Genomic DNA, 25,277 nt, shown 5'->3' on the forward strand with positions numbered 1-25,277 from the left:
CGAGTTCGCTGCCGGTGGAGACGACGACCACGCGGGGGCGGGGGCGGACCTTGACCGTGGCGGGCGCACCGGAAGCCGCCGTGGCCGGTGGAGGAGTCGGGGGTGTTGTGGGAGCGGGCGGCGACCCGGTAGCGGTTGCAGTAGGAGGCGTGGCAGAGGTAGGAGCCGCCGCGGATGACGCGTTCGCCGGGACCGAAGGCGTCGGCGCACCACTCCCAGACGTTGCCCGCGGTGTTGTGGAGGCCGTGACCGTTGGGCGGGTAGGCGGTGACGGGTACGGTGCCGGGGCCGCCGGGCCGGTCGGAGCGGTGCGGGAAGTCGCCCAGCCAGGTGTTGCAGCGTTCCTCGCCGCCGGGGGTGAACTCGTCGCCCCACGGGTAGCGGGCGCTCTCCAGCCCGCCCCGGGCCGCGTACTCCCACTCCGTCTCGGTGGGCAGCCGCAGGCCGGCCCAGGCGCAGTAGGCGAGGGCGTCGTCGTGGGAGACGTGGACGACGGGGTGGTCGGCGCGGTCCTCGACGTGGGAGCCGGGCCCTTCGGGGGCGGACCAGGTGGCGCCCTCCACGCCCAGCCACCAGGGCGCCCCGGGGACGGTGCCGACGACGTGGCGCCGGGCGTCGGGGTGGACGAGCTGGTGGAAGACGAAGGAACTGCCGAAGCGTTCGGCGTCGGTGCGGTGTCCGGTGGCCCGGACGAACACGGCGAACCGCTCGTTGCTGACGGCGGTGGTGTCGATGGCGAAGGCCGCGACGGCGACCCGGCGTGCCGGGCCCTCGTGGTCGGCCCGGTAACCCTCGTCGAAGGCGTCGCCCATCCAGAAGGTCGCGCCGGGCAGTTCGGCCATGGTGTGCCCCACCGCCCGCGCGTCTCCCGGGGGCGGCGGGACGGCCGGTATGCCGAGCAGGGCGGGGCCGGAGCCGGCGCCCGGCGCGTGCGGGGTGTGCGGGGTGCGGCCGGGAGCGCAACAGGGCCGGTCGGACGTGCTCATGCGGAAGCTCCGGTGGTGACGTTTCTGCGGTGGTGACGTTCTGCCGTACAGGATCGCCGGGGCGCCCGCGGACCGCGTCGGCGGGTCCCGGTCCGTACGGGAAGCCCCGGGGGCTCTTCGGGCTGCCTCCGGCGGGGAAGTACCCCATTCTGGAGGGCACCCGCGAAAGGGCCGACGCACATGCGCGAGACACATCCGGACGGCCGCCCGTCCGCCCCCACCGTCACCACCCGCCACGGAGCCGTGCGCGGAGTCCGGGAGAACGGGGTGACGGTCTTCCGGGGCGTCCCGTACGCGGCGGCCCCCGTGGGCGCCCGCAGGTTCCGGGCTCCGGAGCCGCCCGAGCCATGGCCGGGAGTGCGGGAAGCCGTGACGTTCGGGCCGACCGCGCCCAAGCGCCCGTACGACCCGCCCCTGGACGCCCTGCTGCCGGACCCCGAGGTGCCCGGTGACGAGTGGCTCAACCTCAACGTGTGGACACCCGGCCCGGAGCGGTCCGGGCTGCCGGTACTCGTATGGATACACGGCGGCTCGCTGCTGCACGGGTCCTCCGCCGTTCCGGTCTACGACGGGACGGCGTTCGCCCGGGACGGGGTGGTGCTGGTCTCCGTCAACTACCGCCTGGGGATCGAGGGGTTCGGCGTCCTCCCGGACGCCCCCGCCAATCTCGGGCTGCTCGACCAGTTGGCCGCCCTGGAGTGGGTGCGGGACAACATCGCGGCGTTCGGGGGCGATCCGGGGCTGGTGACGGTGGCGGGCGAGTCGGCCGGGGCGGTGAGCATCGCCGCGCTGCTCGCCGCGCCGAGGGCCGCGGGGCTGTTCCGGCGCGCGGTGCTGCAGAGCGGGGCGCCCGACGCCCCGGCGCCCGAGGTGGGACGCCGTACGACGGAACTCGTCGCCCGGCGCCTGGGTGTTCCGGCGACGGCCGAGGCGCTGGCGGCCGTGGAGCCGTCCGCCCTGCTGGCCGCGCAGAGCGAGGTGACCCGCGGCGGGAATCCGCTGACCGGCCGCGACGCGTTCACGATCGTGGCCGACGGCGACCTGCTCCCCCGCGACCCGGCCGAGGCGCTGCGCGAGGGTGCGGCGGGCGGGGTGGACCTGCTGATGGGGACGAACACCGAGGAGTACCGCCTGTGGTTCGTGCCCAGTGGGCTCACCGAGCGCCTCGGGCGCGTCCGGCTGCGGCTGGCGCTGCTGAGGTTCGGGGTGCCGGGCGCGACGGCGCGGGTGTACCGGGCCAACCGCCCGGACGCCACACCGGGCGAGCTGCTCGGCGCGCTGGCGACGGACCTGCTGCTGCGGGTGCCGCTGAACGTCCTGGCCGACGCGCGGGTGGGCGCCCGGGGCCGCACGTACCTCTACGAGTTCGGCTGGCGCTCCCCCGTGCGGCGGCTCGGGGCCTGCCACGCCCTGGAGATCGGCTTCGTCTTCGACACCCTGGCCCACCCGGACGCCGTGGCGCTGGCCGGTCCGCACGCCCCGCAGGAACTGGCGGACGCGATGCACGCGGCGTGGGTACGGTTCGCGGCCACCGGCGATCCGGGGTGGGCCGCCTGGGACGCGCGCCGGCCGGTCATGGCGTTCGGCCCGGGCGCCCCCGCCGTGGTGGAGGCGCCCCGGGACGACGAGCTGCGCGGCTGGCCCCCGTACCGCGCGGCGGGCTGAGCCGGGGCCGCGGGACAGCCCTTGTTTCTGAGCTCAGGCCTTGTTCTGCGAGGCCCAGAACTCGTCGAAGGTGAGCAGGCCGTCACCGTTGGCGTCGTGGGAGTTGATGATCGCCTGGGCGACCGTCTCGGTGACGAACGGGTCGCCCAGCCGGGCCATGGCGCTCTTGTACTCGGCGGCCGTGATGAGACCGTCGCCGTTCTGGTCGAAATGCTCGAACGCCTTGCGTGCCGACTCGATGTCCGCCACTTTTCCGCCCCTGTCGATAGTCCGAATGACGGTGGTCAGATTAACGGGCCGACGTCCTCGCTCCTGCGGCGGCCGGTGAGAACGAGGACCACCGGCCCGGGGGCCCGGAACGGAACCGAGGGGTGCCGCTCACCACAGATCTACGAATCATTCACTGAATCCCATATTCATTCACTGAATGCCAGGAGTTTCACCAATGACACCTATGATTCACATACCAAAAGAGATGATTGATCCACCAATGCCCGAAATGCACCTTTGGTTTCTTGGGGCTGGTGTGCCATAGTCGTCTCACGACCTCCTCCGACCCGAGCCAGGTCTTGCACGCGGCCGTGGATCACCCCCCAATTCACGGCCCCCCACAGAAGCCCCCAGATCGCCGCACCACGGCGGACGGGGGCTTCTGCGTGCACCGGGAATCCCGCGCGCGGCGCCGGCGGTCTACCGGTCCGAGCGGTCGGAGATCCGCATCTCGAACCAGGTGATCTTGCCGCGCGGCAGCAGATCGACGCCCCAGCGGTCGGAGAGCTTGTCGACGAGGAAGAGCCCCCGCCCGCTCACGTCCATCTCCCGCACCGGCATCAGACACGGCAGGCCTCGCGAGGGGTCCCGCACCCCGATCCGGATCATTCCCCGGCGGCGCTCCATGCGCAGACCGAAGTACTGCGCACCGGTGTGCCGTACGGCGTTGCCGACGAGTTCGGAGACGAGCAGCACGGCGTACTCGGCGAGTTGCGGGGAGAGCTTCCATTGCCACAGCACCACCGCCGACGCGATCCTGCGGGCCGTCGCCGCGGACTCCGGTCGTGACGGCAGCCGCACCCCTTCCTCGCCGGTCGGGTTCCCGTACAACTCCAGTACATGGATTGCCTGTTCGTCATCCGACTCCGATACCCGCCGCGCGGCTGTCGCACTGCCGTGCGCGCGCGGCTGTTCCCCACCCTCCAGGCCCGCCATGCACCCCATCATGGCCGGAGCGGGACCGGTCCGGAGCCGTTCCGAGGGATTCCCACCGCCGGAATGGCCGAATCCGGTAGGGAGTTCGGCATATGCCAGGGTCATAAAAATGATTCGCGCGGCCCCGCTGACCTGCAGCGGAACACCGGCGCCGCGGAACGTCGGTGTCGGCCGATTCGTCGGCCGGCCCCCGGCCCGGCCCCGGCGGCGGCACCGGCGATGCCGCTCACACGGATGAACGTGGACCGGCCCCCACGGCCGGCCCACGCGCCGAGGAGACCCGCGTACGGCGCCGGACCCGGCCCGAGCGAGGAACCGGGATCCTCGCTCCGGGCCGACACTCAGCGGAAGGTCGCCTTCCCCGGCCCGTCCTCCATGAAGCTGCGCATGCCGGTCTCCCGGTCCTCCGTGGCGAACAGCCCGGCGAACAGGGTCCGTTCGATGGTGAGACCGGTGTCGATGTCCGTCTCCAGACCCGCGTCCACCGCCTCCTTCGCCGCCCGCAGCGCCAGCGCCGGCCCCTTCGCCAGGGCCGAGGCCCAGGCGTGCGCCTGCTCGTACACCTCGGCCGCCGGGACCACCCGGTCGACCAGGCCGATGGCGAGGGCCTCGTCCGCCCGTACGTGCCGGCCGGTGAAGATCAGGTCCTTGGCCCGCGAGGGACCGACGAGCCGGGCGAGGCGCTGGGTGCCGCCCGCCCCCGGGATCACCCCGAGCAGGATCTCCGGCTGGCCGAGCTTCGCGTTGTCGCCGGCGATCCGGAAGTCGGCGCAGAGCGCCAACTCGCAGCCGCCGCCGAGGGCGTAGCCGGTGACGGCGGCGACCACCGGCTTGGGGATACGGGCCACGGCGGTGAAGGAGTCCTGGAGGGCCCGGGAGCGTACGACCATCGCCGCGTGGTCCATGTCCCGCATCTCCTTGATGTCCGCTCCGGCCGCGAACACCTTCTCTCCCCCGTGAATCACCACGGCGCGCACGTCGTCCCGCCGGGCCGCCTCCTCGGCCAGCTCCTTCAGCCGGTCCTGGGTGGCCACGTCCAACGCGTTCATCGGCGGCCGGTCCAACCGGATCGTGCCGACGCCGTCCTGTACTTCGAGAGTTACGGTCATGGGGGCAGGCTAGGGGGTGTCCCGTAATCCGTGGTGGATCAGTGCGCGGCGTCAGATGCGGTGCATCGCAAGGCGGAGGAGCGTCCGCATACTGGATGTATGTGGACGTTCCGACAACGCGGCGAGGTGCCGTAGCTGTCGTCGCGCACCCACCAGGGATTGCGGGACAGCCCTCAGGGGGTGTCCACGGTGCGCGGAGGAGGCGACGGGCGAGGCGCGGGTCACGTGGGACGCGTGGCCCCAGCGTGGCAGGATCCATGTATGCCACATGTCGCCGTGTCCCCCGAGGTGTCCATCGCGTACGAGAGCTTCGGCGACCCCGGGGACCCACCCGTCCTGCTCGTGATGGGGCTCGGCGCGCAACTGCTCGCCTGGCACGAGGACTTCTGCCGGGCGCTGGCGGACCGCGGCCGGTACGTGATCCGGTACGACAACCGCGACAGCGGGCTGTCCACGAAGTTCGACGAACACCCTGTCGACACGGGCAGGTTCATCGCCACCGTCAGTTCGGGTGACATCCCCGCAGCCCTCGCGATGGTGCCCTACCGGCTTCGCGACCTGGCCGACGACGGGCTCGGTCTGCTCACCGCGCTCGGTATCGGACGCGCCCACGTGGTCGGTTCCTCGATGGGCGGGATGATCGCCCAGACGATGGCCCTCTCCTCCCCGGAGCGGGTGCTGACCTTGACGTCGATGATGTCCTCGACCGGCGAGAGCGAGTACGGCCGGTCCACGCCGGAGGCTCAGGAGGTGGTGTCCGCCCCGAAGCCGACGGACCGCGAGGGATACGTGGCGGCGGCGGAGAGGGAGCTGGTGTGGGGCTCCAGGCGCTACGGCGACGCGGCGGCCCTGCGTGAGCTGGCCGCCGCGAGCTACGACCGCTCGTACTACCCCGCGGGGGTCGGGCGGCAACTCGGCGCGATGGTCCTCGGCGGTTCACGCGCGGACGCGCTCCGCGGACTGCGGGTGCCGACGCTGGTGATCCACGGCCTGGACGACACGCTCATCGACCCCAGCGGCGGAGAGCGCACCGCGGAGCTGGTCCCGGGTGCGGAACTCCTGCTGGTCCCCGACATGGGCCACGACCGTCCCCGGGAGCTCTGGCCGGTGCTCGTCGACGCCCTGGTGTCCCACACCGGCTGAGCCTGCCCAAGAGCGGCTCCGGGACAGGGAACGGCGGTGGGCCCGGTGCCGTTCCCAGCCACCGGGCCCACCGCCCCCGTCACACGCTCCGCGTGGTCACTTGATCCACTCGGACCAGTCCATGTTCCAGCCGTTGAGGCCGTTGTCCGGGGCGATCGTCTTGTCCTTGGAGTTCTTCACGACGACGACGTCTCCGATGATCGACTGGTCGAAGAACCAGCCGGCCGGGGTACTGCCGTCGTATCCGCCGCGCACGTCCCGCAGCCCGACGCAGCCGTGGCTGGTGTTGGTGGTGCCGAAGATGCCGGAGCCGCCCCAGTAGTTGCCGTGGACGAAGGTGCCCGAGGTCGACAGGCGCATCGCGTGCGGCACGTCCTTGATGTCGTACTCCCCGCCGAAGCCGACCGTGTCACCGTTCATCCGGGTAACCCGGAGCTTCTCGCTGATGACCATCTGCCCGTTGTAGGTGGTGGTGGCCGGGGCGCCCGCCGAGATCGGGATGTCCTTGAGCTTCTCGCCGTCGCGGACGACGACCATGCGGTGGGTGGAGGCGTCGACGGTGGAGACCTGGCGACGGCCGATCGTGAAGCTGAAGGTCTTGGCCTGCTTGCCGTAGACGCCCGGCCGTCCCTCCACGCCGTCGAGGTTGAGCTCCACCGTCACCTTGGTGCCGGCGGCCCAGTAGTTCTCGGGGCGGAAGTCGAGGCGGTCGTTGCCGAACCAGTGGCCCTCGATCGGCACGCTGGGCTCGGCCTTGACCGTGATGGCCTTCTCCACGGCGGCGGGGTCGGTGATGCCCCGGGTGAAGTTGATGGAGACCGGCATGCCGACGCCGACGGTCGAACCGTCCTCCGGCGTGTACTGCCCGATGAAGGTGTTCTTCGGGACGAGCGTGGTGAAGGTGGTGTCCTTGGCGGACTGGCGGCCCTTCGCGTCCTCGGCGATGGCGTGGACGGCGTATTTGGTCGACGCGGCGAGGTGGCGTTCCGGGGTCCAGCTGGTGGCGTCCGCGGAGAGGGTGCCCTCCACCTCGGCACCCTGGGCGTCGGCGACCTTGACCGAGGTCAGCTTGCCCTTGGCGGCGGAGATCTTCAGCGCTCCGCTGGTCTCCACGGAGGTGGCGCCGTCGGCCGGTGCCACGGTCACGACCGCCTCGGAGGCGGCCGTGTCCTCGACCTTGGTACTCCCGCCCTTGCCGTCGGCGCCGCTGCCGCTGCCCGCACCGCTTCCGCCGGAACCGCCGCAGGCCGTCACCAGCAGAAGCAGTGCGCCGAGCAGCAGCGCGAGGATTCCGGGGCCCCGGCGCCCGCGCGTCCCCCCGCCGGTCCCGGCCGCACGTCCCCGTATCGGTGTTCCGCTCATCGTGGTTGTCTCCCCTCGCGCGGCCTGGCCCGATCGGACCCCGCACACCCCCGCGCGTCGAACATGCGCGCCTGTCGAGAAGAAAACCACACAGCCGTTTGCGGGGAGGTCCTGCGGATGTCACCGTTCAGTCCCAAGTTCACCTGGTACATGCGCAGGTGACACGGGGTACGGGGGCGCTCACGGAGCCGCCCCGCCACCGTCCCGGAGAGAGGTCCGGAGAGAGGTCCGGAGAGGGGTCCGGAGAGGGGTCCCGGCACGAGGTCTCAGTGCAGGGCCGAACCCGCTTTCCACCTCTTCCAGTCGAGGTTCCAGCCGCTGAGTCCGTTGTCCGGGGCGACCGTCTTGTCGTCGGAGTTGACGACCTCCACCACGTCGCCGACGAGGGTCCGGTCGAAGAACCAGCCGGCCGGCGCGGAGGCGCTGCCGCCCTTCTCGTCCCGCAGCCCGATGCAGCCGTGGCTGACGTTCTCGGAGCCGAAGGTCTCCTCGGGAGCCCAGTAGTTGCCGTGCAGGAAGGTGCCGGACTCGGTGAGCCGGATGGCGTGCGGCACGTCCTTGATGTCGTACTCGCCGCCGAAGCCCACCGTCCGCCCGTCCATCCGGGTCACCTCGTGGAGCTCGCTGACCACCATCTTCCCGTTGTACGTGGTGGTCTTCGGCGCCCCCGCGGTGATCGGCACGGTACTGACGAGCTCGCCGTTCCGGCGCACCTCCATCGTGTGCTCCGCCGCGTCGACCAGGGAGATCTGGGAGCGGCCCACGGTGAAGCGGACGCGCTTGCTCTGGCTGCCGTACACGCCGGGCGAGCCCTCCACGTCCCGCAGCCCGATGTCGACGGTGACCACCGTGCCCGGCTTCCAGTACTTCTCCGGGCGGAAGTCGAGCCGGTCCTTGCCGAACCAGTGGCCGGACACCTCCACGGCGGGGACGGCCGTGACCTTGATGGCGCGCTGTACCGCGGCACGGTCGGTGACGGGGCTGCTGAAGTCGAAGGAGACGATCATCCCGGTGCCGACCGTCGAGCGGTGCTCCGGTTTGACGTAGCCGATGAAGTGGTGCCCCGGGACGAGCGTGGTGAAGGTGGTGTGCCGGGCCGACCTGCGCCCGGCCCCGTCCACCGCCACCGCGTCGACGCTGTACTTCGCGGCGAGCCGAAGGCGTCCCGTACCGCCGGTGGGGGCCCACCGGCGGCCGTCCTCGGAGATCTTCCCGGTGATCCGGTCGCTCCGGGCGTCCTCGATCTGCACCACCTCGACGCTCTCCAGGTGCCCGTCCGGGACCTCCACCTCCATGCGGGTGGAGGCCGGGACGTTCTTCGCGCCGTCCGCCGGGAGAATCCGGATCACGTCCTCGGGGGCGCGGGCCTTCCCGTTGACGAAGGGAATTCCGCCGGTACAGCCGGTCAGTACGGCCGCGAGCGCCAGTAGTCCTGCCCATGTCAGCACGGCGGCCGGACCGGTCCGTGCTCTCTTCGCTGTGTGAGTCACGCACCCCCCAACGACCAGGGTCGCTCCGGGGAAACGTGAGTGTGGGCCTCCCGGTGGGCAGAACAGGGGGGAGGACTTCACCGGGAGGCCGCGGCCGGGACGCCGCGCGTCTCCCGTTCTGCCCGTCCCCACGAGCCGCAGGAGGCCGGGAGTGTCGAGCGCAGCCGAGCAGGAAGCCGTACAGGAGCCGGTACGACCGGTGCGCGCGGACCATGGGCCGTCGGGAAACACCACCCGTGTGCCGCAGTCCGGTGCCCCCGCCGTTGGCCCGGACGGAGCCGTACCGCCCCCGGTGTGGCCCGGCGCGCCCATGCCGTTGGGCGCGCGGTTCCGGGTGGGCCCGGACGGGGTGGCGGGCACCAACTTCGCCCTGTGGGCGGGCGGGGCGGAGGCCGTCGAGCTCTGCCTCTTCGACGAGGCGGGGCACGAGACCCGGTGCCGGCTGACCGAGCTGACCCACGAGATCTGGCACGGCTTCGTGCCGGGGGTGCGGCCCGGCCAGCGGTACGGCTACCGCGTCCACGGCCGCTGGGACCCGTGGACGGGGGCCCGCTGGAACGCCGCGAAGTTGCTGCTCGACCCGTATGCCCGGGCCGTGGACGGCACCTTCGCGCTGCCGCCCGAGGTCTACGGCCACATGCGGGACTGGCCGCAGCAGCACGTCGCCGACACCGTGCGCGACGAGCGCGACTCGGCGCCGTTCGTGCCCAAGGGGGTCGTCGTCCACGACGATCTCCCCGGCGGCGAGGACGAGTGGATGGACGACCGGCGGCCCAAGACGCCCTGGGCCGACTCCGTCATCTACGAACTGCACGTGCGCGGCTTCACCAAGCTGCACCCCGGCGTCCCGCCCGAGCTGCGCGGCACGTACGCCGGTCTCGCCCACCCCGCCGCGATCGAGCACCTCAAGCGGCTGGGGGTGACGGCGGTGGAGCTGCTGCCGGTGCACCAGTTCGCGCACGAGGACCATCTGCTCCGGCGCGGGATGCGCAACTACTGGGGCTACAACTCGATCGGCTACTTCGCCCCGCACGCCGACTACGCGGCGAGCGGCACCGCCGGGCAGCAGGTCGGCGAGTTCAAGCGGATGGTGCGCGCCCTGCACGACGCCGGGATCGAGGTCATCCTCGACGTCGTCTACAACCACACCGCCGAGGCGGGCGAGCTGGGCCCGACCCTCTCCATGCGGGGCGTCGACAACCGCGGCTACTACCGCCTCCAGTCCGACGCCCGCCGGTACGCCGACTACACCGGCTGCGGCAACACCCTGCACGTGGTGCAGCCGCACGTGCTGCGGCTGATCACCGACTCCCTGCGGTACTGGGTGACCGAGATGGGCGTCGACGGGTTCCGCTTCGACCTGGCGGCGGCGCTGGCGCGCTCGATGCACGACGTCGACATGCTCTCCCCGTTCCTCGCGGTGATCGCCCAGGACCCGGTGCTGCGTCGCGTGAAGCTGATCGCCGAGCCGTGGGACGTCGGCAACGGCGGTTACCAGGTGGGGGCGTTCCCGCCGCTGTGGACCGAGTGGAACGACCGCTACCGCGACTCCGTGCGCGACTTCTGGCGTGGCGCGCTGGGGGACGTACGCGACCTCGGCTACCGCCTCTCCGGCTCCAGCGACCTGTACGCCTGGGGCGGGCGCCGCCCGTACGCCTCCGTCAACTTCGTCACCGCGCACGACGGTTTCACCCTGCGCGACCTGGTCAGCTACCACCACAAGCACAACGAGGCCAACGGCGAGGGCAACCGCGACGGCACCGGCGACAACCGCTCCTGGAACTGCGGCGCGGAGGGCGAGAGCGACGACCCGGCGATCAACGCGCTCCGCCGCCGCCAACTGCGCAACCTGCTCACCACCCTGCTGCTCTCCACCGGGGTGCCGATGCTGGTGGCCGGCGACGAGATGGGGCGTACGCAGGGCGGCAACAACAACGCCTACTGCCAGGACAACGAGATCAGCTGGGTGGACTGGTCGCTCCTCGACGACCCGGGCTGGCGGGGACTGACCGAACTGACCGCCCGGGTGCTGCGGCTGCGCCACACCCATCCGGTACTGCGCCGCCGGGCCTTCTTCTCGGGGCGGCCCCAGACCGCGGACGGGCTGCGGGACCTGGCCTGGTTCACCCCGCACGGCGAGGAGATGACGGCCCAGGACTGGTACGCGCCCGCGGCGACCCTCGGACTCTTCCTCTCGGGGCGGGACATCCCGGGCCGGGACGCGCGGGGCGAGCAGATCGTGGACGACAGCTTCCTGGCGGTCCTGCACGCGGCGGAACGCCCGGCCGACTTCGCTCTGCCGGGCCCTCCGTGGGCCGCCTCCTACGAACTCGTCCTGGACACCTCGCGGGAGGACCAGGCCGAGGCCCCCGGCACGGTCCACGCGGGCGGCACGGTGATCACGGTGCCGGGACGCTCGGTGCTACTGCTGCGGGTGACGGCGTAGCGGGCGCAGCCCTGTGCCCGCAGGGTCTACGGGGTGTACGGGGGCCGGCAGGACGCCGCCGGCGCGGAACTCCCCCCGGGCGGGGGCGCGGTTCACCCCGCTCCGGCGGTCCCACCACCGGGGGTCGGTGGCCCGCTCGTACGCGGAGCGCAGGCCGGCCGGAATCAGGCGGAGGCGTTCGTCGGGGAGGGGGCGGCCGTTCGCCGCGGCCCAGGCGTGGATCTCCTCGAAGTCGGCGGCCGGGGAGCCCATGATCGCGTGGACGGGGAGGCGGTCCCCGGCCAGGGCGGTGCGGGGCAGGGAGAGACCGAGGCGTTCCTCGAAGACGGCCAGGCTGCGGCGGCGGTGTCCGTCGTAGTCGTCGATGGCGGGGTCGCGGAGGGCCGCGCCGTCGGGGCGCAGGATTCCGGCGGCCACGAGCTCCGGCAGGAGCAGATCGCCCTCTTCGCCGTAGCGGCGGTGCTCCTCGCACAGGCCGAATCCGGTGACTGTGCGGCCGTCGCGGCCGTACGAGACGTGGGTGGGCGGATGCTCGGAGTTGTGGTGGTAGTGGACGGCTTCCACGCCGTCGTGCGAGACCTCGTCCAGCTTGTCGAGGTAGGGGCCGTAGGCGATCGCGAACGCCCAGCCGGCGTGCTCGCCGACGCGAACGACGGCGCTGCCCGGCCGGCGGTCGGGGTAGGCGTCGATGTCGAGGCCGGTGATCTCGTCGTCGGTCATCGCCTCCGCCGCCGAACCGGCCCGCGCGCCCATGCGCACCGCCAGTTCTTCGGCGCCGATGCCACGGGCGAAGTGCACGTCCAGCATCCACCCGGAGCTGGACGTCCTGCCGGCCATCCACTGAAGACCGTCGCTCACGTTGTTCTCCCCGGAGGAACGCCCACACTCTTCCGGTAACTCGACGAGCCCGGGGGTGGTGACAGTTCCCGGTCCCTCGCCACCACCGTCGCGGAGCCGAGCCGAGCCGAGCGGGTGCGGCGCCGAGCCGAGCGGGTGCGGCGCCGAGCGGGTGCGGACCCGAGCGGGTGCGGACCCGAGCGGGTGCGGAGCCGAGCGGGTGCGGAGCCGGAGCTTCCGAACGGCCGGAAAACCCGGTGGGGGTTGTCAGTGGTGAAACATAGGATCGCCCCTGATGCCCGAGAACCCCGCCGAGCGCACGGACCGGTCCACCGTGCGCTCTCTCAAGCGTTTGTGGCCCTACCTCCGTCCCGTGCGCGCCCGCTGGCTCACCGCCGCGTTCGTCGCGGTGGTCGCGTCCGGCCTCGGGCTGGTCATCCCGCTCGTACTCAAGTGGATGGTGGACGGCCCGGTGGCCGACCGCGACCCGGGCGGGGTCTGGCTGGGGGCTCTCTGGCTGCTGCTCCTGGGCATCCTGGAGGCGGTCCTGTTCGGGCTGCGTCGGTGGCTGGTGGCCCGGCCGCTGGCCGGGGTCGAGGCGGGCATGCGGGCCGACCTCTACCACCGCCTGCAACGGCTCCCGATGGCCTTCCACGACCGCTGGCCGTCCGGTCAGCTGCTGTCGCGCGGCACCACCGATCTGATGCTGGTGCGCATGTTCCTGGCGTTCCCGCTGACCTTCCTGCTGGTCAACTCGGTGACGATCGCCATCGGTTTCGTCATCCTGTTCCTCCAGGAGTGGACGCTGGGGCTGGTGCTGCTCGCCCCGGCGGTCCCGCTGATGATCCTCAGCTCCCTCTTCGAGTCGAAGTACTCCCTGGCGGCGCGCACCGCCCAGGACCAGGTCGGCGATCTGACGACGGTGGTCGAGGAGAGCGTGCTCGGCATCCGGATCATCAAGGGCTTCGGCCGCCACCGCAGCCAGGCGCGGGCGTTCAAGGAACTGTCGCACCGGCTGCGCTCCACCGAACTGACCAAGGCCCGCCTGCTGGCGGGGATCTGGGCGCTCATCACCGGGGTGCCGGAGCTGGCGATCGGCGCGGCGCTGGTCTTCGGTACGGTCCAGGTGGCGGACGGCGACCTCTCGGCGGGGACGCTGGTGGCGTTCCTGTCGACGGCGCTCGCGCTGCGCTGGCCGGTGGAGTCGATCGGATTCCTCCTCGCGATGAGCCAGGAGGCGGCGACCGCGACCGACCGTTACTTCGAGGTCATGGACGTGGCGGAGGAGAGCGGGCTCGCGTCCGGTGCCGCCACCGGCGCGGTGGCCGGCACCGGCTCCGGCACCGGGCTGGTCTTCGAGGGAGTCTCCTTCCGTTACCCGGACGCGGCCCCGGACTCCGTACCCGTGCTCGCCGGGATCGATCTGCACGTCCGGCCGGGCGAGACGATGGCGCTGGTCGGCGCCACCGGTTCCGGCAAGACGACGCTCACCGCCCTGGTGCCCCGGCTTCACGAGCTCACCGGCGGACGGATCACCCTGGACGGCGAGGACATCGTCTCGATGGAGCGGGCACGGCTGCGCTCGCTGGTGTCGGTGGCCTTCGAGGAGCCGACACTCTTCTCGGCCACGGTCGGCGAGAACGTCCTGATGGGCGCGGACGGCGCCGACGACAAGGACCTGCACCGCGCTCTCGACGTCGCCCAGGCCCGGTTCGCGCACGAGCTGCCCGAGGGCACCGGCACCCAGGTCGGCGAGCAGGGGCTGAGCCTGTCGGGCGGTCAGCGCCAGCGGCTCGCGCTGGCCCGCGCGGTCGTCGGCCGGCCCCGGTTCCTGGTGCTGGACGACCCGCTCTCCGCGCTGGACGTGCACACCGAGGCGCGGGTGGAGGCGGCGCTGCGGCAGGTGCTGGCGGAGACCACGGCGGTGATCGTCGCCCACCGGCCGTCCACCGTGATGCTCGCCGACCGTGTCGCGCTGCTGTCCGGAGGCCGGATCGCGGCCGTCGGCTCGCATCAGGAGCTGCTGCGGACGAACGCCGAGTACGCCTGGCTGATGTCGGGCGCCGAACGGACCGGTATCACGGTCACCGAGGAGGCCACGACCCCATGACCAGTACCACCACCGCCGGTACCCCGTCGGCCGACGGCACCGAGCACGCCGACGACGCCCCGGGCACGACCGGCCCGGAGCCCGGCGACGCGTTCGACCGGGACGCCCTGCCCACCCCGCCGGGCGCCACCCGCGCCCTGCTCGCCTCGCTGCTGCGACCGCTCCGCGCCCGGGTCCTGGTGACCGTGGTGCTGCTCCTCGTCCAGCAGGCCGCCGTCCAGGCCGGCCCGTTGCTCGTGGCGTACGCGATCGACACGGCGGTGCCCGCGTTCCGGGACGCCGACCACGGCCCGCTGATCGCGGTCGGCGTCGGCTACGCCCTCTGCGCGGCGGCCGGCGGCTACCTCCAGTACGCCTTCATCCGGGGCTCGGCCCGCATCAACCAGGACGTACTGCTGGACCTGCGCGGCCGGATCTTCCGGCACGCGCAGGCGCTGAGCGTCGACTTCCACGAGCGCTACACCTCGGGCCGGCTGATCTCCCGGTCGACGACGGACGTGGAGTCGCTGCGGGAGCTGCTGAGCGAGGGCCTCCAGGAACTGATCACCGTGGTCCTCTCCTTCGTCTTCATCTCCGGGATGCTGCTCTGGCTGGACCTGGGCACCGGGGGTATCGCGGTGCTCTCCTTCGTACCGCTCTATCTGCTGGTGCGGGTCTACCAGGGGCGGGCGGGCCGGGCGTACGCCGTGCGGTCCTCCGCGATGGCGGCGGTGATCGTGAAGTTCGCCGAGACGATGAACGGCATCCGACCGGTGCGGGCGTTCCGCCGTGAGAAGGCCAACGACGCCGTGTTCGAGGAGCTCAACGGCCGTCACGAGCGGTCGAACGGCGACACCCTGCTGGAGATGGCCCGTTATGTGGTGGGCTCCCGGCTCGTCGCCAACATCGCGGTCGCGGGCATGGTCCTGTGGGGCGCCTACCGGGTCGCCTCGGGCACGCTTGCGCTGGGCGTCCTGGCGGCGGCGGTGCTGTACCTGCGCCGGTTGTACGACCCGATCGACCGGCTGGCGATGTTCCTCAACTCCTGGGAGTCCGCGGGCGCGTCCCTGCAGAAGATCGCGGGCCTGCTCGCGCAGACTCCGTCCGTGCCGGAGCCCGCCGCCCCGGTGGAGCTGCCCGCGCTGCGCGGCGAGCAGCCGGGCCGGGAGGTCGTCTTCGACGGGGTGCGGTTCGCATACCGCACCGGCGGCGAGGTGCTGCCGCGCTTCGACCTGACCCTGCCCGCCGGGCAGACGGTGGCCGTGGTCGGTTCGACGGGCGCGGGCAAGTCGACGCTGGCGAAGCTGCTGGCCCGGTTCTACGACCCGACCGGCGGCCGGGTGCTGCTGGACGGTGTCGATCTGCGGGACCTGGGCACGGCGGAGCTGCGGCGCGGTGTGGTGATGGTGACGCAGGAGGCGTTCCTGTTCTCCGGGACGGTCGCGGAGAACATCGCGATCGGCCGCCCGGACGCCACACCGGAGGAGATCGAGCAGGCGGCGAAGGCGATCGGCGCGCACGACTTCATCGAGAGCCTGCCGGAGGGGTACGCCACCGACGTGCGCAAGCGGGGCGGCCGGATCTCCGCCGGGCAGCGCCAGTTGGTCGCGTTCGCGCGGGCGCTGCTGGCCGATCCGGCGGTGGTGATCCTGGACGAGGCGACCAGTTCGCTGGACATCCCCGGCGAACGCGCGGTGCAGCGGGCCATGGACACGGTGCTGCACGGCCGTACGGCGGTGGTGATCGCGCACCGGCTGTCCACGGTGGAGATCGCGGACCGGGTGCTGGTGATGGAGCACGGCCGCATCGTGGAGGACGGCTCACCGGCCGAACTCATCGGCGAGGAGGGTCGGTTCGCGGGGCTGCACCGGGCTTGGCGGGAAAGCCTGGCCTGAGCGGCACACTCCTGCCGGTCAGCACACGTCCGGCAGGAGTTCGGCGAGGAGGTCCCGCACCCGGCGCGCGATCTCGTCGCGGGACGGGCCGCGTCGACGCTCTGACCGGCGGGGTCGTCGAGCTTCCGGTCGAGGTAGGTACGGCCGGGGAAGACCGGGCAGGAGTCGCCGCAGCCCAGGGTGATCACCACGCCGGACGCCCGTACGGCGTCGGTGGTGAGCGTCTTCGGGGTCTCGGCGGACAGGTCGATGCCCGCCTCCGCCATCGCCAGCACGGCGGCCGGGTTCACGACGTCGGCCGAAAGTATCCCGGAACGCCGGCTGCCTGCCGCGCTCGGCTGACAGGCACGGGCCCGGACTGGACACTGGATGCCTGCGTCCGGTGCGAGAAGTGTGGGCCCGCGCAGTGCCGTTCTCGGGGCGATGCGGGCAAGTGACGGGGGTACGGGGATGTCGGGGTCGGAAACGCGTGGCCTGTCTCGGGGAGCATTGATCCGGCAGCGCGCGAAGGCACGATTCGTGGGTCGGCGTGCGCAGTTGGCCCTCTTCACGGAGAACCTGTCGAAGGACCCGCAGTCCGAGGAGGATCCGGCGGACTTCCTGTTCCATGTGCGCGGTGTGGGTGGCGTGGGGAAGTCCACGCTGCTGCGCCAGTGGCAGGAGGCGTCCAGGCGTGCTGATGCCGCGACGGCGGTGGTGGACGAGAACGATGTCCACGGGGTGCGGCAGGCTCTGACCGAGCTGGCCCGGCAGCTGGCGGAGCAGGGCGGGCCGTGCAAGGACTTCGACAAGGCGGTCGAGCAGTTCCGTCGGGAGCAGGCGACGCAGGCTGAGCCGACACCCGCGGAGGGTGAGGCGTCGGTGTCGAGCCGGGTGGTGACGCAAGCCGCTTTGGGGGCGGTCTCGTTGATTCCGGGCGCGGGGGTCGTGACGGCGATGGCGAATCCGGATGCCGCCGCCCAGGGGCTGGACCGGATTCGGTCGGCGTCGCGCTCCCGTCACCAGCGGCGCGGTGGCCGAGGCGACGAGACGGGGCTGAGCCGTGCCTTCGTCGCCGAGCTGGAGCGGCTGTGCCGTCGGCAGCGATGGGTGGTGCTGTTCTTCGACACGTGGGAGCAGACGGCTCAGTACCTGGACGGGTGGCTGCTGAGCCTGTTGGACGAGGAGTTCGGCCCGGTGCCGGCGAACCTCGTCGTCGTGCTGGCCGGCCGTGACGAGTTGCCGGAGCGGGAGTGGGCGCCGCTGCGGGACCAAGTCGCGGACGTACCGTTGGAAGTCTTCACCCCGGCGGAAACACGCTCACTGCTGACCTCGCGGGGCGTGACGGACGCGGGAGTGGTGGAGGCGGTGCTACAGCTCTCGATGGGACTTCCGCTGCTCGTCGAACTCCTCGCCCTGGCCCGCCCGCACACGGTCGAGGAAGTCGACGCGGGAGGGGACATCGCGGATGTGGCCGTCGAGCGTTTCGTCCAGTGGATCACGGACCCGGACAAGCGTGACGCCGTGCGGGCGTGTGCCCTGCCCCTGCAGCTGAACGAAGACATCTTCGCCGCCGCAGCGGGCCCTGCGGCGGAACCGCTGTGGGAGTGGCTGTGCGGACAGCCGTTCGTCAACGGTCGCAGCGGCTACAAGCACTATCACGCGGTGGTCCGCGCGAGCATGGTCCGCCAGCAGCGCACCCACTCTCCACAGGGCTGGGCTTCGGCGCACGCCCAGCTGGCCGAAACCCATGCCGCCTGGCGCACGGCTGTCGAGGAGCGTCTCCCCGAGGCCAAGCGCTGGGGGGACCCCATGTGGCGCCGGCACCGCCTCGACGAGACGTACCACCGACTGTGCGCCCACCCGAGCACCGATCTGCCGTCCGCTCTCGAACACGTGGTCCATGCCGCAGGTCAGGACTCCGCCGTACTGCGGCAGTGGGTCGAAGCACTGGAGCAAGCGGCGCAGGACGCCGCGGATTCCTCCCTGCTCCACTGGTCAGGGCGTCTTCGGGACGCTCTCAACGATGATGATCCCGGTCTCGCCTGTCTCGGAGTCCTGCTGTCCCACGACCGGCTGAGCGCCGAGAGCAGGAGCTGGGCGTACACCTACCGAGGCATCCACCTCTACTACTGCGACCGGGACGAAGAGGCGCTGTCCGAGTTCGACCGGGCGATCGCCCACAACGACCGTAACGCCCGCGCCTGGGCCCAGCGCGGAGAGACTCATCGCTGGCTCGACCGCCATGATCAGGCCGTCGCCGATCTCACCGTCGCACTCGAACTCAACCCCACCTACGACTGGGCACTCGCATCCCGCGGACAGGCACACATGCGGGCCGGCCGCTACGACCAAGCCATCACCGACCTCACCGCCGCACTCGAACTCGACCCCACCTACACCTGGGCACTCGCAGCACGCGGGGAAACCCACCGGCTGGCCGGCCGCTACGACCAAGCCGTCACCGACTTCACCGCCGCACTCGAACTCGACCCCACCTACGACTGGGTACTCGCCTCCCGAGGCCTGACCCACCGACAGGCCGGCCGCTACGACCACGCCATCACCGACCTCACCGCCGCACTCGAACTCGACCCCACTTACGACTGGGCACTCGCAGCACGCGGAGAAACCCACCGACTGGCCGACCGCTACGACCACGCCATCACCGACTTCACCGCCGCACTCGAACTCGACCCCACCTACGCCTGGGCGCTCGCCTCCCGAGGACAGACCCACCGACAGGCCGGCCGCTACGACCAAGCCGTCACCGACCTCACCGCCGCACTCGAACTCGACCCCACTTACGACTGGGTACTCGCAGAGCGCGGGGAAACCCACCGACTCGCCGGCCGCTACGACCACGCCATCACCGACTTCACCGCCGCACTCGAACTCAACCCCACCTACGACTGGGCGCTCGCCTCCCGAGGACAGACCCACCGACAGGCCGGCCGCTACGACCAAGCCGTCACCGACCTCACCGCCGCACTCGAACTCGACCCCACCTACTCCTGGGCACTCGCATCCCGCGGAGAAGCCCACCGACTGGCCGGCCGCCACGACCAAGCCGTCACCGACTTCACCGCCGCACTCGAACTCAACCCGGGCTACGCCTGGGCACTCGCTTCCCGCGGACAGGCACAGATACAGGCCGACCGTTACGACCAGGCCGTCGCCGACCTGACCGCCGCACTCGAACTCAACCCCGCCTACGCCTGGGCACTCGCATCCCGCAGCCAAGCGCACCGACAGGCCGGCCATCTCGACAAGGCGAGAGCGGACATGGAGCGAGCCGCCGAAACGCACCCAGGAGCCGAATCCTGCGCGTTCGAAAGGCTCATGCTCGAGACCGTGGAGGGGCGATTCGAGGCGTGTGCGGAGCAGTGGCGTCAACTGCTCGCCGCTTCCCCGAGCCTCCCGGACGAAGCTCCCGACCCGCTCTCCGACCTGTTCCGATGCCTGCTCTTCGATACGGAAAGCAGCGTGAGGGAGGCAACGGAGGAGTTGCTCGCCACGCACCCCGGTCGTGGTGAGATCGCGGATCTGCTCACGTACTTGGTCGAGCTCTTCGCGGTGGCAGACGGGGTGGGAGACCGTGCCCGACAGTGCCATGACCTGATCGTCGAGCGCTCCTCGGCATGAATCGCCACCGGTTCCTCCCGGCCGAGGTCAGACCGTGTCCGCGAGGGGCGTTCTTGTCGACCTCCAGGCCCGGGAAGACGCGCCCGGTGGCGATGAGCACGGCAATTCCCTCTTCGTGAATGGGTGTTCACCGTGTTGCTCTCGGCGCCGATGCCGTGCGCGCATCCACGTCATGCGGACCACCATGACAGGGCGAGGCTCGTTCACATCGCCTGGCCGTGGTGATCCACCAGTGCGGCGAGCAGCCGGGCCAACTGATCGCGTTCCGAAGAGGTCAGCGGTGCGAGCACTTCGTCTTCCACCCGGGCGAGCAGTCCGTCCAACTCGGGAAGTTGCCGACTTCCCAGTTCGGTGAGGACGATGATGTTCTGCCGACGATCGGCGGGGTTGGGTGAGCGTTCCACCCAGGCGCGATCGGCCAGCTCCTTGATCACCGCGACCATGTCGCTGCGGTAGATCCCTGTACGGCTGCTGAGTTCCGCCTGACTGGCGGGCCCGAACTCGTCCAGGGTGGCGAGCACCGCGTAGTGCCACTTGCGGGCGCCCGCGCGCGTCAACTCCTCGTTCACCAGGCGATCCGACTGGAGCGCGGCCAGTGACAGAAGCCTGGTCCGCAGATGGCGCAGCCGCGCGGCACCGGGCCGCCGGTCGGCCGAACGCGCCGAGTCGGGCGTGCTGTTACTCATGCCGCGATTCTACCCTTGCGTTAGTCCCACTAACAATCTATCTTCGTCGAGCCAGAGAACGTTAGTGGGACGAACGATACGGAGGACGTCATGCCAGTGGCGAACGTTCTGGATTCGACGATGTTCTACGAGGACGCCGGCAGCGGCACACCCTTCGTCTTTCTGCACGGCAACCCCGGCTCGTCCCATCTGTGGCGCGGGGTGCTGCCCGCGCTCGACCTGCCCGCCCGTCTACTGGCCCCCGACCTGATCGGCATGGGCCGCTCCGGCAAGCCCGACGTGCCGTACCGGTTCGCCGACCACGCCCGCTATCTGGACGACTGGTTCGACCGGTTGGGCCTGGACGAGGTGGTCCTCGTCGGTCATGACTGGGGCGGGTCCCTCGCGTTCGACTGGGCAGCTCGCCACCCGGACCGCGTCCGTGGCGTGGCGTTCCTCGAGACCATCGTGCGGCCGATGTCCTGGAACGAGCTGGGCGACGGGCCGCGCTCGCGCGCCCGGGCCATGCGCGGCCCGCAGGGTGAGGCGCTGGTGCTGGACGAGAACTCCTTTCTGGAGTCGGCTTTCACCGGCGGGGTGCTGAACCCTGTGAGCGAGGAAGACATGCGGGCCTTCCGGGCGCCGTACCCGACTCGGGAAAGCCGCCGTCCGATACTGGAATGGGCACGCTCCCTCCCGCTGGACGGAGAGCCCGTCGATGTCGCCGAACGCGTCGGGCGGTACGGCACGTGGCTGTCGGGCAGCGGCGAGGTACCCAAGCTGCTTCTCACCTTCGACTCCTCACCCACCTTGCTGATCGGCAAGGAGATGGCCGACTGGTGTGCGGAGAACATCGCCGGGCTGGAAACCCGGCACTGCGGCCCGGCCGGTCACCACGCACCCGAGGACCAGCCCCGGGCCATCGCCGACGCGATCGGCGCATGGGCCCGGCGGCACGCTCTGACCGGCGAGCGGCACGGCTGATCACAGGAACACCACCCTGCCCGTGCCCCCAGGACGCATGAGATCGGGCCACCGGAGAGATACGCGCAGTCAGTGAGCTCTTTCCGGGTGGCCGCCGATCGAGCGACGGACCGGTGGGGGCGGGGCCGCGACGCGCGAGGCTCAGTGCCGTCGAGAGAGATTTTCAAGGCCTCAACTCAGGTGCACGGAAGCCTCGTTGGCCCCTCGCCCCGCCGCATTCGACCTGCCTCACGGCCTGGTCGAATGGGTCACGATCTCATCGTCACCCGCGAGGACGACCGCCGCTGCGAGCTCCCGCCGTGCCGGCGGGCGCTCTTCGCGCTCGCGTACCTACGCCGTCTCGACGTCCTTGCCGACGTCTCCGCCCTCCTCGGGATGCCTTCGGCCGCCGGGGACAGCCCCGTGCGGAGGAATCAGGTCGCACCCGTGTACCAATCCGGTGCCGATGCCCGGACTGCCGAGGTGACGCGGGTGCCCACGCGCGATGATCACCCTGTTCCGCACACTTGCTCGGATTATGAGTGCACTTCGGGGGATCTCTTGTACCGCTTCAACCGCCACACCTGCAGCGCTCTGACTGCCGTCGCACTGATTACCGGCTTCGCATCCGCTTGCTCCGACTCGCCTCCGACGTCCAAGGCTTCACAGCCCGCGACGGTGGCAAGCTCCACCGCGACTCCCACGGCGCAGCCGTCCTTCCAGTCCGGCAGGGAGCAATGGGCCGAGGACGCCCGCGACTTGCTCAACCTGACGGATCGGCTGGAGTCGGATGAGGAGGGTCTGGTCTCGGCCGGTTCCCTCGCGGTGCCCGGGGAGAACTCGCACGACTCCATCGAGCCCGGCACAGCCCTGCGGGTGGAGGTGGCGTGCGCAGGGGAGGGCGTGGTCACCTTCACGGTCGTCTCGGGCGCCGCCAAGACAGCTGAACACGTCGACTGCACGCAGCCGATGACGCACGGGTTCGACTTCACCACGGCCGGGCCGAGTCTCGCGATCCAGGCGGACTCGCCCCAGGAAGACAAGGTGGGCACCGCCTACGTGGTGAGCCGCGCCTCCTGAAGTGCCCCTGACCCTGGTCGCCCGGTCTCGGACACGGTGCATCCCCCGCGGCCGGGACGGCCCGGCCCGGGCCGACGTCGGTTCATCCCCGGCTCGGCCGCGGGATCGATCCCTGAGCGGCGGCGGAGAGTTTCCACGAGCGCTCCGAGGGCGAACGACTGGACCAGCGCGCTGACGACAACCCCACCGGCCAAGTACCAGACGGATGCGTGCATGCCTCCGATCGCACCGACTGCTCCCTGCTGCCGGCAGGGAGCGGTCGGCGGTGAGAAGGAACGGCCAGATCCCGACGATGCCGGGATCGGAGACCAGTGCGGCTACCACCTCCGGGTGACGGACGGCGGATCACACGGTGAGCGTTATCGCTTCGATCCACAGGTCGTTGTCGCGGGCGCCGCCGTAGGTGAAGTCGTAGGCGTCGTCGGGGTTGTCGTCGCATGTCATGCCGAGCCAGTCGCCGTTGTGGACGTACGTGGTCTCGCAGACGGTGCTGGCGCCCTCGCCGACCGCGATGGTGAACCCCCGCAGGTACAGGGCGTCCTTCTTGGTGCTGCCGAGGTAGTTGTCGGCGCCGTCGACGGCCCTGTGCCACCCGTAGGGGAAGTGCTGTTCGTCGATCCCCGCGGGGTTGCGGGTCATGGCGTTGCCGCCCGTGCCGTCGGTGTTGGACGTCGCGACGTTGACCGAGGTGATCTGCTCGCCCGAGCCCGGCGTGCCCGCCGTGTCGCCGTCGCATGCGGCATCGGACCAGCCGTTGTCCCTCGTGTAGACGCGGTAGCAGATGTGCCGTTCACCCGGATCCTCCGCGGCCTTCTGCCGGACCTCGGTCGCCGCGGTCCGCTCCTGGGGGTCGGCCTTCTTCTCCTCGGAGCCGCCGCTTCCCGCCCCGTCCGAGCCGGCCTCCTGCGTCGCGGCGGCGGCCGGGGGTGCCGTGGTCGGGGCGGGCGCGGCCTTCGGCGCCTCGGGGAGCGGCGAGGGCGAGACAGGGGGCGCCAACGTGCCGACGGCGGCCTCCTGGGGCTTTTCGGTGGCGGTGCTGGCAACGCGGGGCTTGTGGGTGAGCCACACCATCACGAACGCGATCACCAGAGCGAGGAGAAGGCTCATGAAGGCCGCCAGCCAGCGCGGCAGGACGCTCCTCTGCACGTAGGTGCCCGCCACGTCCAGCGGTGCGGCACCCGACCGCTGCACCGCCAAGGTGTACGGCCGGTCCGCCTTGGACCCGATCCAGATGATCTGCCGAGGCTTCAGCGTCGTCTTGAGGAACGCCGCGCGTCCCGGCTCGATCTGCACATTGCTCGGATTGATGTCGTACGACAACTGATCACCGTTGTCGCTGCCCCGCACCGACGCCGTCAGCTTGGTGTTGCCCAGATTGTCCACGGCCAGCCTGGGACGTCCGCGGAATCGGCCCTTCACCGTCGGCGGCACCAGCTCGGCCCGCAGCTCCGTGAACGCGGTGACGGTGAGGTTCCCCTCCGGAACCGTGGTGGCCTGCGGGTGCTCCGTCGGCGTGACACGCACCGCGTACGGATGAGGACCGGCCGCCGCGTCCGGCGTGCGCGGCGGGGAGAACCTCAGCTCGACCGTCCCCGTCGTCCCCGGGAACAACCGCAGTGACGGCGGCTCGACGAGTGCCCAGGGGGCGAGTGAGCCCACCACCTCGAAGCGGTACTCGTCCACCACGTCACCGGTGTTGCGCAGACGCAACCGCACGGTCGTACTGTCACCCGGGTCCACGGTCACGGAGGCGGGTTCCAGAGAGGTCCAGAGGTTCACCCGTGGACGCTAAACGCGGCACAGGTGCCGAGTCAGGAAGCCACGGGGCACGATGGGTGCCCGAAGGGGCGGAGCCGGTTGCCCCCTCGCCCCGGACGCCGGCCGATCGCTCCCGGTCCCCCGGGTCCACGGTAGCGACCTCGGCGCACCGGCTCACGCCGCCGGGCACGGGAGGGCGGTGAAGGCGCTGAACCAGAGCTCGCTGTTGTCACCGCGCACCCCCACCCCGCCGGGGCCGGTGAGCACCCCGGGTGCGGTGTCCACGGCCTCCGCCACGGTGTTCCCGCCGACGAGGAGCCGCAGCAGCACCGTGTCCTCGGTCGTGGTGCGCGCCTGCGCCTCGACATGGTGCCAGGTGTCGTACGGGAGGGGGCACCGGCCCTGCGCCAGGGTCGTGTACGTCCCCTCCGTGCCTTCGGAGGCGCCCGGCGACAGGAGCTTGCGTTTGATGGTCACCAGGCCGTCGCGCCGCCGGAAGCTCAGCGCGTACAGCTCCTGGGGGCTGCGGTAGCGGAGCCAGAGATGCCCGCCGTCCCAGTCCGTCGCGGGGGTTCGGGCCGTGGTGCCGGGGGGCCGGAGCAGGACCCGGGTGCGTACGGCGGTGTCCGCGAAGTCCCGGCGTACGGTCACCACGCGCAGCACCGAGGAACCCGTGTGCAGCCGGGAGACCGGGTCGGGAGAGCCCCCGTCCGGGACACCGCTCCAGGCCGCGCCCCCGTCCGCGAAGAGCGAGCCGCTGGTGACGGACCAGTCCGGGTCGGTGCGGGCGTCGGCCGCACCGGGATGGCGGTAGGCGTACTCGTTGGTGATCAGGCCGGAGCCGGGAAAGACCGCGGCGAAGACGGCGGCGCCGGGAACGCCGCAGGTGGAGGGGGCTTCGGCGGCCCGCACCGGCGGTGGCGGTGCCCCGCCGTCACGGGCGTCCACGCCCCGCGGCC

General features: G+C 71.4%; 19 protein-coding genes and 2 pseudogenes. 9 read left to right on the plus strand and 12 right to left on the minus strand.

The genetic code is table 11. The features are described from left to right. Nucleotides 1-986 (minus strand): formylglycine-generating enzyme family protein (locus ACWD3D_RS13585; RefSeq protein ID WP_451461054.1); only part of this gene is annotated, 986 nt, incomplete at its 3' end. Between the two features lie 180 nt (nt 987-1,166). Here ACWD3D_RS13585 and ACWD3D_RS13590 point away from each other — a divergent pair. After that, nucleotides 1,167-2,651, plus strand: coding sequence for a carboxylesterase/lipase family protein (locus ACWD3D_RS13590; protein WP_451461055.1), 1,485 nt, complete (start codon nt 1,167-1,169; stop codon nt 2,649-2,651). Between the two features lie 33 nt (nt 2,652-2,684). Here ACWD3D_RS13590 and ACWD3D_RS13595 read toward each other — a convergent pair whose 3' ends face one another. The 3 genes from ACWD3D_RS13595 to ACWD3D_RS13605 all read right to left on the minus strand — a co-directional run bounded on the left by ACWD3D_RS13595 (nt 2,685) and on the right by ACWD3D_RS13605 (nt 4,966). Continuing rightward, complete coding sequence (locus tag ACWD3D_RS13595) at nt 2,685-2,900, minus strand: EF-hand domain-containing protein (protein ID WP_328719300.1); 216 nt, start codon at nt 2,898-2,900, stop codon at nt 2,685-2,687. A gap of 441 nt (nt 2,901-3,341) precedes the next feature. Continuing rightward, nucleotides 3,342-3,857 carry an ATP-binding protein gene (locus ACWD3D_RS13600; RefSeq protein ID WP_451461056.1) on the minus strand — a complete coding sequence of 172 codons (516 nt, stop codon included), beginning with the start codon at nt 3,855-3,857 and terminating at the stop codon, nt 3,342-3,344. Between the two features lie 341 nt (nt 3,858-4,198). Then, on the minus strand, nt 4,199-4,966 hold the full coding sequence (locus tag ACWD3D_RS13605; RefSeq protein ID WP_451461057.1) for an enoyl-CoA hydratase/isomerase family protein: 768 nt from the start codon (nt 4,964-4,966) through the stop codon (nt 4,199-4,201). A 261-nt stretch (nt 4,967-5,227) separates the two neighbouring features. Between ACWD3D_RS13605 and ACWD3D_RS13610 the strand changes: the two genes are divergently transcribed. Beyond that, complete coding sequence (locus tag ACWD3D_RS13610) at nt 5,228-6,109, plus strand: alpha/beta fold hydrolase (protein ID WP_451461058.1); 882 nt, start codon at nt 5,228-5,230, stop codon at nt 6,107-6,109. 96 nt (nt 6,110-6,205) lie between these two features. On the opposite strand, the gene ACWD3D_RS13615 is transcribed toward ACWD3D_RS13610, so the two are convergent. Together ACWD3D_RS13615 and ACWD3D_RS13620 are read right to left on the minus strand one after the other, a co-directional pair. Beyond that, nucleotides 6,206-7,471, minus strand: coding sequence for a L,D-transpeptidase (locus tag ACWD3D_RS13615; RefSeq protein WP_451461059.1), 1,266 nt, complete (start codon nt 7,469-7,471; stop codon nt 6,206-6,208). Nucleotides 7,472-7,737: 266 nt separating this feature from the next. Then, nucleotides 7,738-8,961: an Ig-like domain-containing protein gene (locus ACWD3D_RS13620; protein WP_451461060.1), complete on the minus strand. Its 1,224-nt coding sequence runs from the start codon at nt 8,959-8,961 to the stop codon at nt 7,738-7,740. 151 nt (nt 8,962-9,112) lie between these two features. On the opposite strand from ACWD3D_RS13620, the gene glgX reads away from it, so the two are divergent. Then, on the plus strand, nt 9,113-11,407 hold the full coding sequence (gene glgX / locus ACWD3D_RS13625; protein ID WP_451461061.1) for a glycogen debranching protein GlgX: 2,295 nt from the start codon (nt 9,113-9,115) through the stop codon (nt 11,405-11,407). Here glgX and ACWD3D_RS13630 read toward each other — a convergent pair. Then, the gene (locus tag ACWD3D_RS13630; RefSeq protein WP_451461062.1) at nt 11,384-12,265 is read right to left on the minus strand and encodes a DUF6461 domain-containing protein; all 882 of its coding nucleotides are present in this window, start codon (nt 12,263-12,265) and stop codon (nt 11,384-11,386) included. The genes glgX and ACWD3D_RS13630 overlap by 24 nt on opposite strands. 274 nt (nt 12,266-12,539) lie before the next feature. Here ACWD3D_RS13630 and ACWD3D_RS13635 point away from each other — a divergent pair, with 274 nt between their 5' ends. Continuing rightward, nucleotides 12,540-14,354 carry an ABC transporter ATP-binding protein gene (locus ACWD3D_RS13635; RefSeq protein WP_451461063.1) on the plus strand — a complete coding sequence of 605 codons (1,815 nt, stop codon included), beginning with the start codon at nt 12,540-12,542 and terminating at the stop codon, nt 14,352-14,354. Continuing rightward, complete coding sequence (locus ACWD3D_RS13640; RefSeq protein ID WP_451461064.1) at nt 14,351-16,228, plus strand: ABC transporter ATP-binding protein; 1,878 nt, start codon at nt 14,351-14,353, stop codon at nt 16,226-16,228. Before ACWD3D_RS13635 ends, ACWD3D_RS13640 begins: the two co-directional genes overlap by 4 nt. 18 nt (nt 16,229-16,246) lie before the next feature. Here the strand turns inward: ACWD3D_RS13640 and ACWD3D_RS13645 are convergent. After that, nucleotides 16,247-16,527 (minus strand): annotated as a pseudogene (locus ACWD3D_RS13645) (arsenate reductase ArsC); the annotation flags it as partial. Between the two features lie 220 nt (nt 16,528-16,747). Between ACWD3D_RS13645 and ACWD3D_RS13650 the strand changes: the two are divergent. Next, nucleotides 16,748-19,852, plus strand: a complete 3,105-nt coding sequence (locus tag ACWD3D_RS13650) for a tetratricopeptide repeat protein (protein WP_451461065.1) — start codon at nt 16,748-16,750, stop codon at nt 19,850-19,852. 203 nt (nt 19,853-20,055) lie between these two features. Here the strand turns inward: ACWD3D_RS13650 and ACWD3D_RS13655 are convergent, their stop codons facing one another. Then, nucleotides 20,056-20,538: a MarR family winged helix-turn-helix transcriptional regulator gene (locus ACWD3D_RS13655; RefSeq protein WP_451461066.1), complete on the minus strand. Its 483-nt coding sequence runs from the start codon at nt 20,536-20,538 to the stop codon at nt 20,056-20,058. Nucleotides 20,539-20,628: 90 nt separating this feature from the next. On the opposite strand from ACWD3D_RS13655, the gene ACWD3D_RS13660 reads away from it, so the two are divergent. The 3 genes and pseudogenes from ACWD3D_RS13660 to ACWD3D_RS13670 all read left to right on the plus strand — a co-directional run bounded on the left by ACWD3D_RS13660 (nt 20,629) and on the right by ACWD3D_RS13670 (nt 22,560). Beyond that, entirely contained in the window at nt 20,629-21,501 is an 873-nt protein-coding gene (locus ACWD3D_RS13660; protein WP_451461067.1) for a haloalkane dehalogenase, read from the plus strand. A gap of 196 nt (nt 21,502-21,697) precedes the next feature. Beyond that, nucleotides 21,698-21,879, plus strand: a pseudogene (locus ACWD3D_RS13665) (IS5/IS1182 family transposase); the annotation flags it as partial. Nucleotides 21,880-22,158: 279 nt separating this feature from the next. Continuing rightward, nucleotides 22,159-22,560: a hypothetical protein gene (locus ACWD3D_RS13670; RefSeq protein ID WP_451461071.1), complete on the plus strand. Its 402-nt coding sequence runs from the start codon at nt 22,159-22,161 to the stop codon at nt 22,558-22,560. Here the strand turns inward: ACWD3D_RS13670 and ACWD3D_RS13675 are convergent. From ACWD3D_RS13675 to ACWD3D_RS13685, 3 genes are all read right to left on the minus strand, one after another. Next, nucleotides 22,536-22,775, minus strand: coding sequence for an SCO4225 family membrane protein (locus tag ACWD3D_RS13675; RefSeq protein WP_451461068.1), 240 nt, complete (start codon nt 22,773-22,775; stop codon nt 22,536-22,538). The genes ACWD3D_RS13670 and ACWD3D_RS13675 overlap by 25 nt on opposite strands. Before the next feature lie 130 nt (nt 22,776-22,905). Beyond that, nucleotides 22,906-24,339, minus strand: coding sequence for a COG1470 family protein (locus ACWD3D_RS13680; protein ID WP_451461069.1), 1,434 nt, complete (start codon nt 24,337-24,339; stop codon nt 22,906-22,908). A 153-nt stretch (nt 24,340-24,492) separates the two neighbouring features. Next, nucleotides 24,493-25,277 (minus strand): hypothetical protein (locus tag ACWD3D_RS13685; protein WP_451461070.1); only part of this gene is annotated, 785 nt, incomplete at its 5' end.

The organism is Streptomyces sp. NPDC002690 (genome assembly GCF_053592415.1).